At 37.2% G+C, this 8661-nt stretch carries 9 protein-coding genes; 1 reads left to right on the forward strand and 8 read right to left on the reverse strand.

Features of this window, described 5'->3' with window-relative positions; genetic code table 11:
- Window positions 1-2: 2 nt before the first annotated feature.
- The 8 genes from J2Z66_RS41495 to J2Z66_RS41530 all read right to left on the reverse strand — a co-directional run bounded on the left by J2Z66_RS41495 (window position 3) and on the right by J2Z66_RS41530 (window position 7113).
- The gene (locus J2Z66_RS41495) at window positions 3-206 is read right to left on the reverse strand and encodes a helix-turn-helix transcriptional regulator (protein WP_209979819.1); all 204 of its coding nucleotides are present in this window, start codon (window positions 204-206) and stop codon (window positions 3-5) included.
- Window positions 207-511: 305 nt separating this feature from the next.
- Complete coding sequence (locus J2Z66_RS41500; protein WP_209979820.1) at window positions 512-1369, reverse strand: P-loop NTPase family protein; 858 nt, start codon at window positions 1367-1369, stop codon at window positions 512-514.
- 676 nt (window positions 1370-2045) lie between these two features.
- A complete protein-coding gene (locus J2Z66_RS41505; RefSeq protein WP_209979822.1) occupies window positions 2046-2687 on the reverse strand; it encodes a TetR/AcrR family transcriptional regulator in 642 nt (213 codons plus the stop codon).
- Between the two features lie 255 nt (window positions 2688-2942).
- On the reverse strand, window positions 2943-3665 hold the full coding sequence (locus tag J2Z66_RS41510; RefSeq protein WP_209979824.1) for an NAD-dependent epimerase/dehydratase family protein: 723 nt from the start codon (window positions 3663-3665) through the stop codon (window positions 2943-2945).
- The gene (locus J2Z66_RS41515) at window positions 3666-3983 is read right to left on the reverse strand and encodes an NAD-dependent epimerase/dehydratase family protein (RefSeq protein WP_209979829.1); all 318 of its coding nucleotides are present in this window, start codon (window positions 3981-3983) and stop codon (window positions 3666-3668) included. It lies immediately after the preceding gene.
- Between the two features lie 521 nt (window positions 3984-4504).
- Complete coding sequence (locus J2Z66_RS41520) at window positions 4505-4819, reverse strand: GNAT family N-acetyltransferase (protein ID WP_245376234.1); 315 nt, start codon at window positions 4817-4819, stop codon at window positions 4505-4507.
- A 327-nt stretch (window positions 4820-5146) separates the two neighbouring features.
- On the reverse strand, window positions 5147-6271 hold the full coding sequence (locus tag J2Z66_RS41525; protein WP_209979832.1) for a phosphotransferase: 1125 nt from the start codon (window positions 6269-6271) through the stop codon (window positions 5147-5149).
- A gap of 224 nt (window positions 6272-6495) precedes the next feature.
- Window positions 6496-7113: an FMN-binding negative transcriptional regulator gene (locus tag J2Z66_RS41530; protein ID WP_209979834.1), complete on the reverse strand. Its 618-nt coding sequence runs from the start codon at window positions 7111-7113 to the stop codon at window positions 6496-6498.
- 191 nt (window positions 7114-7304) lie between these two features.
- Between J2Z66_RS41530 and J2Z66_RS41535 the strand changes: the two genes are divergently transcribed.
- Window positions 7305-8300 carry a restriction endonuclease gene (locus tag J2Z66_RS41535; RefSeq protein ID WP_209979836.1) on the forward strand — a complete coding sequence of 332 codons (996 nt, stop codon included), beginning with the start codon at window positions 7305-7307 and terminating at the stop codon, window positions 8298-8300.
- Window positions 8301-8661 lie beyond the last annotated feature (361 nt).

Raw genomic sequence — 8661 nt, forward strand, 5'->3', positions numbered from 1 at the left:
GATTATTCACTCCTCTTGTCAAAAATAAATACATCTTCAATGTAACGATCAAACACTTTCGCAATTTTATATGCCAATTCTAAGGATGGATTATATCGACCATTCTCAATGGATATGATCGTCTGTCTCGAAACACCAACTCGTTGGGACAATTGTTCCTGTGTTAGCCCTATATCTGCTCTTAAATCTTTAATGCGATGTTCCATCCAACCCCACCTCTATGTAAAACTAACTTTACGTAAAGGATACTTTACTTTCATGTTAGTGTCAAGCTTCCTTTACATCACTTACATACTCCTTATTTTCGTGAAAAACCTGCTAATACTTGTAAGCATTACAACTTGGTTAAGTCATAGAATACAGATATACTTTTCTGAACAGCACAAATAACCTTCACTCCAATGAAGGTTATGGATAAAATTTCTTCATCTTTCCTCTATTAGTACATTAAGCTAAACTGCCCGTTAGCTTAATAGACTTCCATCTTTTGAAGCCTGCAATCATTAGAATCTCATTTCTCGTTAGAGCTAAAATATTCTGATAAAATCCCCACTAAAACTTGCTTATAATCGTTTATATCATACGAAGAGTTGTCCACTTTTTTCTTGGCTATATTTATGCCGTTAAATATTTCTTCTTCCAATTCCCTTCTTGCCTTAAGAACCTGCAGAGCTCCTTCTAACCCATTGTAACCCTGTTTTTTTCCAAACCCTTGGTTTGTATAATATTCAATAAATCCCTCTGACCATTCTTTAGGTCTTTCCTCAACAGCCTTCCTGAAAGAATGATCAAGATCGTTTTGTTCTACGTAAATCAATAATGGATTCAGTTTTTCCACAATCGAAGCCAGTTCTATAACATAACTTATAACGTCTTCCTTCTTCGCACCATATTTAATCATCCCCATGGTTACAGGGTTTTGTATAAAACAACAATCAAAAACAAAGGTGTCTGAGCCATTCAAAACACTCTCAGTAAACTTCTTCCATCTTTCTGTTATCAGTTTCCTGTTTTGATCTAGCGACAATTCATAAACATCATTTTTGACAACTACATGCAGTAATTCATCTGGAAAACTTGACCCGTATTCATCTTTTATTTTCCGATATTCTAGGAAGTAATTGTTACCTTGTTTAATCATACGATTACTTAACAAATCTCTAAACTTTTCATGGGTACTTAATAATTCATCGAATTCATATTTCTTAAAACAGGCAACTCCATCATAATCAGCAGGATGTTCCAGATTTCCTTCTAAAAATAGCTGAGATTTAATGTTCATTTCCGTAAGAATTTCATGAACTAGTTGAGCAGTTTTTGTTTTCCCGAATCCTGGTAATCCCTCAATCAAGACTAATTTTGATCTCATAATAAAGTACCTCCATTCACTATTAGGAGGATAAGCAGGTAAGAATCAATAGAGCTGCTGTTTCCCACAAAATAAAAGCGGATACCATCAGGTATCCGCAGAATGGGTTTATGATACACCTTTCCCTGCATACCCTGTAAGATTAAAGAAAAGCATGCCTAATAAAATAGTGTAGCCACTATTACAGGCAATCCTTTCGAATTGTTAATCTTTACTGAGTAATCCACATGATAAGGTTTATGCTCCTTTGTATGCATCTCTATTATTTAGATTAACATTGAGCATAGATAAATACAATCTGGGACTTTGTATACTGCCAGTCATCACAACGAAGCGATGGATCGGTTCCAGCGCGTTTTTCTGCACTATCGTTTCCGTTAGCTTAATCCTCATAAGAAAAATTCGTAAAGACGGAGTTGCTCAGTTTAATTGTTGCCGCGGCGTTTTAGTGCAATATTTGACGATAATCGTTGAGAAAATCAAAAATTACGATTTATCCTGTTCATAAAACTCAATATAGCTTCAATGCGTATTTTATCAGCGCATTCTTCGCAACAAAAATACTTAACCTTTCTTTCCTTTGCTTGCTCATATTTTAGCGAACCTTCGTATGCTTTGAATGTTTTTTTACAACTAAAACAAAATACCTCATAGTAAAACATTGTTATCCGCCCTCCTAAGTGACACCCTGCTTTCTAGTTGATATATCGAAGATTGTAACCAGTTCTCTCGTATATTCCTGAACATCTAAATGGGGATTTCTCATTAATTCCATGGTGAACCCGTCAATGGCATTTCTTATTGTTAACGCCATTACCCTTGCCGATGATTTGGTAAATTCCCGAAATATCCCTTCTTGCATTCCTTGGGTGAGAATATTTTCAATTGGAACTAATACGGCTTCATCGTGTTCTGCCGCAAACTGAAGTTTACCATTAGCAGTTATCGTTTTAGAAACCAATTCTATAACAGCGAAAACATGCTTCCGATTTTCAGTTACAAATGCAAGATTGGATTCAATGTATACTCGAAGCATTTCTTTAGGAGATTTTTGGGCTTCTATTCGCGGAGCAATGTATGATTGCCAAGCTATATAGTATTCGATAGTTATTTGCTCCAATAATTCCTCTTTATTTGCAAAGTGGTAAGAAATAACCCCCTTACTGATTTTCGCACGTTTTGCAATCTCTCCTAAAGAGGCTTGAGTGAAACCTACTTCTGCGATTGTCTCAATCGCACATTCCACAATTTGAGCTCTACGGGCTTTTTCGATGAATGACATTTTTTTTTGGTTAGTTGGATCTTTTTTTTTACTCATGTTTTTATTTTAGTACAGTCGTACAAAAAAATCAAACAAAAAAACCATTTAAGTGAATATGATCTAAATGGTTTTTAAACCCCTTTATACAACTAACCTTCCCGTTAGCTTAATGACGCTATTAACCATACTTCGGGGATCGTTATACATTCTTAGTCTCATTCGGCAATCGGAACACATTCTTGTCATAAATCAACGTCCGTATTCATCATGCAAGCTCATACATCCGTTTCTGAAATTACTACGAGTGGTAGATTATCTTCTCCCGATCTCTTTAAGTACTTCGTCTTCCTTTTCATAGTCGAATTCCAAGCGGTATTTGGGATTATTTTTTTTAGGAGGATTCTCAAGCTCCCATTCGATTGTTCTGATTAGGCCATCATCCCAAGAAACCTTCTCATTATAACCTAACTCTTCTCGTATACGTCTAGAATCCATAACTAATTGCTGTGTGGTGTCAAGGGGGAATTTTAGAAACTCAGGAAGAATTTTTTTTGGAGCCAAAACTATTTCCCCATCCCAACCCAGCTTTTTACCTATTTCATGAACATAATCAATTATTGTGTGGGCTACTGGCTCACCTACATTAAAGATCCGTCCAGAAGAACGATTGTCTATTAGTGCTAAAACAATGGCTAGAGCTACGTTTTCAACATAGGAATGTGCCCATCGCCAATTTGCAAAACTTTCATCCATTATAATAAAAGGACGCTTATCCATCATTCGCTTTAAATTTAAATAAGAGGAAAATCGATGCTGATTATCTCTAGGTCCATATACTGCTGGGAGTCTCAATATAGTACTCGCTAAATCGGTTCTGTCCATAATTGTTCTTTCAACTAATATTTTATCATAGTTATTGCACCAATCATTTGGGTCTTTTGAGGTATCTTGTTCAGGATATAGTTTTTGGCGTAAACAAGAATTCTCCGTAATCGGAGTTCTTTCCAAGACACCAGACTCAATCTTTCTTACCAATCAATAAGCTCTATAAACATCTTGACTGCTAATAGCTACTATTCTTTGAGTTATGCCTTTAAATGTATTTAGTAACATTTCTGCATGTTCTTGTGTTGATGGAATCATATCAAGAACAACATCAGGTGAAAAATTCTTAAACTCTTCAGTCATTGAAATCATATTCTTTCTATCACCATAAAGATGAAGAACTGATTTCGGGAGCTCACCGTTATTTTGTCCACGATGAAAGACAATTACTTGATGACCCATATTTATCAAAAGATTCACTACATACGGCCCAATGAAAGAAGTACCACCAATGATTAATATACGCATAAGTTACCTCTTCTCCTTTTTCCCTAAACCTTATGTAAAAATTCTTATACTATGCTACATTCCCAAATGTACTTAATTTTCACATATAGCTCAGGGTTTCTTTTCCTTCATCACTGTAAACGAATAAAGATCAAATAAAGATACTCAGTTTTGGCAAATAAATAAACTTTTAAGTTTCGGGTCGATTGATAGTCCCTTTCCTTACCATACCAAGCATTGAATTGTAATCAATACAAATAATATATTCCATATTTGGGTATTCGCAAGATCGTTGAATTAATCTGCCCGTTAGCGCAACACGGCTGCCAATTTATGCCGGCAGCCGCGTCTTAGTTATGTATTAAACTATCGTGTCCCGTTAGCGTAATGAACTGAACTGTCATCTATTAGTTAGAGCTTTGCTATAAATCCAGTTTTAATTCCCTTCTTAAATCCTGCGTTTTCATAAAATAACAAAGTCCCTTCTTCTTTAGAACCTGTAAGAAGCATCACTTTGTAACAATTCTGTTGCCAAGCTATTTCTAATGCTTTGATAAAACCGCATTTCCGAAACCTTTTCTTCTGTGGTCTGAATGTGTAACAACATTCTCTATTAGAGCATATGGTCGTGCATTTCGGGTTAAGTTTTGAATTACTACTAAAACACAGGAAGCTACCAGTTCTCCATTAACATCTGCAACTACATAGTGCATGTCAGGGTCATTATACATCTGTTCCCACATTGTTTTTAACCTATCGTCATTTTCAAGTTCAGGGTCTTCTTTATTAAGATGCTTGTATAACTCCAGCAATTCAAGCAACTCGTCTTGCTTAATCAATCTGATGGTTGCTTCCATTTTCTATTCCCCCATTCTATTAGGATTATGTAGGTAAATTTAATAATACCACGCACTGGTAACCTTATCCATATTTCCATATCGTTGTCGCTTCCACCACACTCTACTGCCCGTTAGCTTAATAAAAACAAGGAGCAACTGCCGCGGCAAACTGCTCCTTGTATCGTTCAACTAACGTTCCCCGTTAGCGCAATGATTTAATATGATACGGTTCTTCGCGCAATTTGTAACGGTAAGTTTTAGGGCCATCCTTTGCGGAATGCCCTTTCTTTGATCTCACTTATTTCAACCGTTTCCCGATAGAATACAATTTTGTAAGCACGACTTCTACTCCATAGCCTTTGTAATGGTTCGTAATCGATTAGCTACCCATTCTACATCATAACCTGGTTGGTTCAAAATTACCGTATTGTACAACTCCTCAAGACCGATCCGAAGCATGTAACAAGCCAATGTTGTCCTTTCTTCTAGAGTGCTCATATATCTGACTTTTAAATGAGCAATGAGTGGTTGTAACTTTTCTTCATTCCAGAATAGGAAGTTAGCTACATCATAAAGATGGTCACCATACATAGACAAACTCCAATCTATAATACCTGAGATGCGTCCCCGATGGGCAATTAAATTGAATGAACCAAGATCACCATGAATTAACTGTTTTTTTCTTAAATTTATGCTGGGTATTACAGTTATTAATTTCCGAATGGCTTCATTAATCATTTCGGTATCGATACTTTTATTCTTTATTTGATGCCAGTTATATAAATCCTCGTTATAAATCGCTTCGATGAAATCGATCCACGTACGGTAAGGCGCCTTTCCCTTCCCGTCAAAGTGACCGTAACCCTCCGAATCGGAGACATTAATGGACTTGAGATCAGAGAGTATTTGAAGTACAGATGGAACTATATCAAATATCTCCTCGCTGTTCAGGTCAAATACTTTAACTCCTTCTATGAAATGATAAATTGCATACGGTTGATGCTGTTCGGATTCGTTAATTTGAATCGCGCTGCGAAGTGGCAGTACACCCTTGTAATTGTTGTAAATCAAATTCTCCTTCTCATATACTTCCATACGTGTTCCTGTCTTAAACACGTAGCACTGCCCGTTAACTTCAAAAGTGAAGTTTTGTGAAGCCAACCCACCAGTTAATTCACTGACATTCGTAGCTTCTGGGAAATGATTTTTAATAGTGATTTTAATTTCATCTTTCGTAAGTTTTGGATACATACCGAGCACTCCCTTAAAGAAAATTTTTCCTAGCAATAATTCATCTAGGGAGAGACTATAGATCTGGGCGAGTTCAATGATTGAATTAATGTCCGGTGTATTTTTGCCGACTTCCCAATTGGATAGCGTTTGTCTTGTTATGTTCATTTTAGCGGCAATTTGTTCCTGTGTGAATCCAGCTTTAATTCTCCTTAATTTAAGTTTTTCGCCTATGTTCATGCTCATCTCCCCTTGCCTTTATTTTCTCATGCAGCGTAAAATTAGCTAGCAACGATATCTTGCATCACATATTTTCTCAAGCCATAAAGTAATATAAAAAGGAGCAACTGCCGCGGCAAACTGCTCCTTGTATCGTTCAACTAACGTGTCCCGTTAGCTTAATGAGCAAAGGTTTCTGATAATAGTTCATTTTGTATATCATCTGAATACATAAGAGTTTCCTTTTATGCTTGTTTCTCTACATTTCCCCTCATTAATTTTGCAATCTGTTTAGAATTGTCATCTCCCCGCAATTCTAAGGCGGTTATCACACCTTCTTGTCTCACCTTGGAATGATTCTGACTCAACTTCCAAATACCCTCAATTTTAGTTATTTGTATTTTAAATCCAACAATCCCTTTAGACAGATTACTAATGAAGTTAATGTCTGCTTTGCTCGTATTCCAAGGATTCGGTTTTCCAGATTCAAAATAACTTACCGAATCATCTAATATTTTCATCAAGCTTTTATTGTCTTCTATAGACTCAAGATTCCCATTAACATGAACAGCAACATAATTCCAAGTTGGCACAGAGTGTGGCGTTTCATACCAAGATGGAGAAATATATGAATGGGGTCCAGAAAAAACAACTAGAACTTCACTCTCGATGTTCTCCCAATGAGTATTTGCTTTTGCCATATGACCATATAAGCAACCCTCATCTCTATCCAATAATAAAGGGAGGTGGGTAGCAAGTGGATTATCACCTTTTTGAGAAAATAAGATAGCAAAGCTATTGTTCTCAATAAAGTCATAAATTGCATCTGTTTCTTTCACTTCAAAAGATTTAGGAATGTACATACAACCCCTCCATTTAAATTATGTATTTTTATGCATTATAACAAATAAATATACATATTTAAACAAAATCTTTTACTTAGTTTTTTGCACTACTCTGCCCGTTAGCTTAATCAGAAAATCGCCAACAAATTTTAACAAGAAAAAAACTGCACGTGATATACTGAAAGATGGAAAAGCGAGGGGGAGAGCATATGGAAAGACTCTGTCCGAGACATAAAGAAGAGATGTTTGAGAAAATCGAGAACAACAAAATCGTGGCGTTTTGCGTGGACTGCGAGATTGACCGCATATATAAAGCGGAAGAACTGAAGCACCGCACTTCTTTTCAAAAAATAATAGATGAAAACAAAGCCATCTTGAGAAAATACGAGGACAATTTCGCTTCAGAGCGCGTCAAATGTCTAGCCAAGAAACTGCCTACATGCATTCTTAGCGTGGGTATGAGTTTTGCCTTCGTGGGATGGTGGGTTTCGTTTATTATCCAAATTGCGCTAGTGTCTGTAGAAGCTCTATCGCAACGCTTCTTGGGTTGGCAGCTATATAAGGGTTTTGGCGAGTTCTGCACGCTTAATTATTGGATATCTGCCAGCATCTTCATGTTAGTAATATTTATCTATTTTTGGCGCAACAACGAGACGAAGATGCCCGAACCGCAGCTAATTCCCGAATCGGTCCCACCTGACCGCAAGAAAATCTCAATCGATGTTTTAAACGAGGCGGAGAAGCAAATATCAATGGTTACTGCTTATAAAAAGCGGATTCTCAAAGAATACATACTCGTAGCTTCCGATATCCACGAGGTGGACAAAATGGAAGGCGTGGAATTTGAGCATTTTTTGGCGGACGTATTCCGTCGCAAAGGATATAAGGTGCAATTAACGCCAGCAAGCGGCGACGACGGCGTGGACTTGATAATCATGAAGGCTGGAAGGAAAATCGCCGTTCAATGCAAGCGGTACAGCGGAACCATAGGAGTTTCGGCTGTGCAAGAAGTCTTTGCGGGCAAATCGTTCTATGATTGCGATGAGGCAATGGTGGTCACGAACTCCACCTTAACCGCGCCCGCCGCCAATACAGCGCGCAAACTTGGCGTTACGCTGTGGGACCGAAGTCGATTGATTGATGAACTGGCGCAAACGCAGGCGTCTATTGAGTTTGAGGATTACTTGGAGCGATATTACGCGTAAAACAAAAAAGCCGCTTTTAGAAATTAATCTAAAAGCGGCTTTTGGTTTATAAGACTTTCTTAATTACGATATATTGGAATTCCTAGCTATATCATTATCCAGAATGCCACCACGCTCTACTGCCCGTTAGCTTAATAAAAACAAGGAGCAACTGTCGCGGCAAACTGCTCCTTGTATCGTTCAACTAACGTGTTTCGTTAGTTGAACGCCAAATGGTTATCCATTAGTCAACTTTAATAATCTTATCAAAGCAGTATGAATCTTTGTCATAGCCATTATGCTCATAGAAAGCATGGGCATCAGTTCGCTTCATCCCGGTACATAGAATAATGCTGGATATTCCACTGTCTTTCGCATAATT

It is taken from the genome of Paenibacillus eucommiae, assembly GCF_017874215.1.
Taxonomy (GTDB): domain Bacteria; phylum Bacillota; class Bacilli; order Paenibacillales; family NBRC-103111; genus Paenibacillus_AI; species Paenibacillus_AI eucommiae.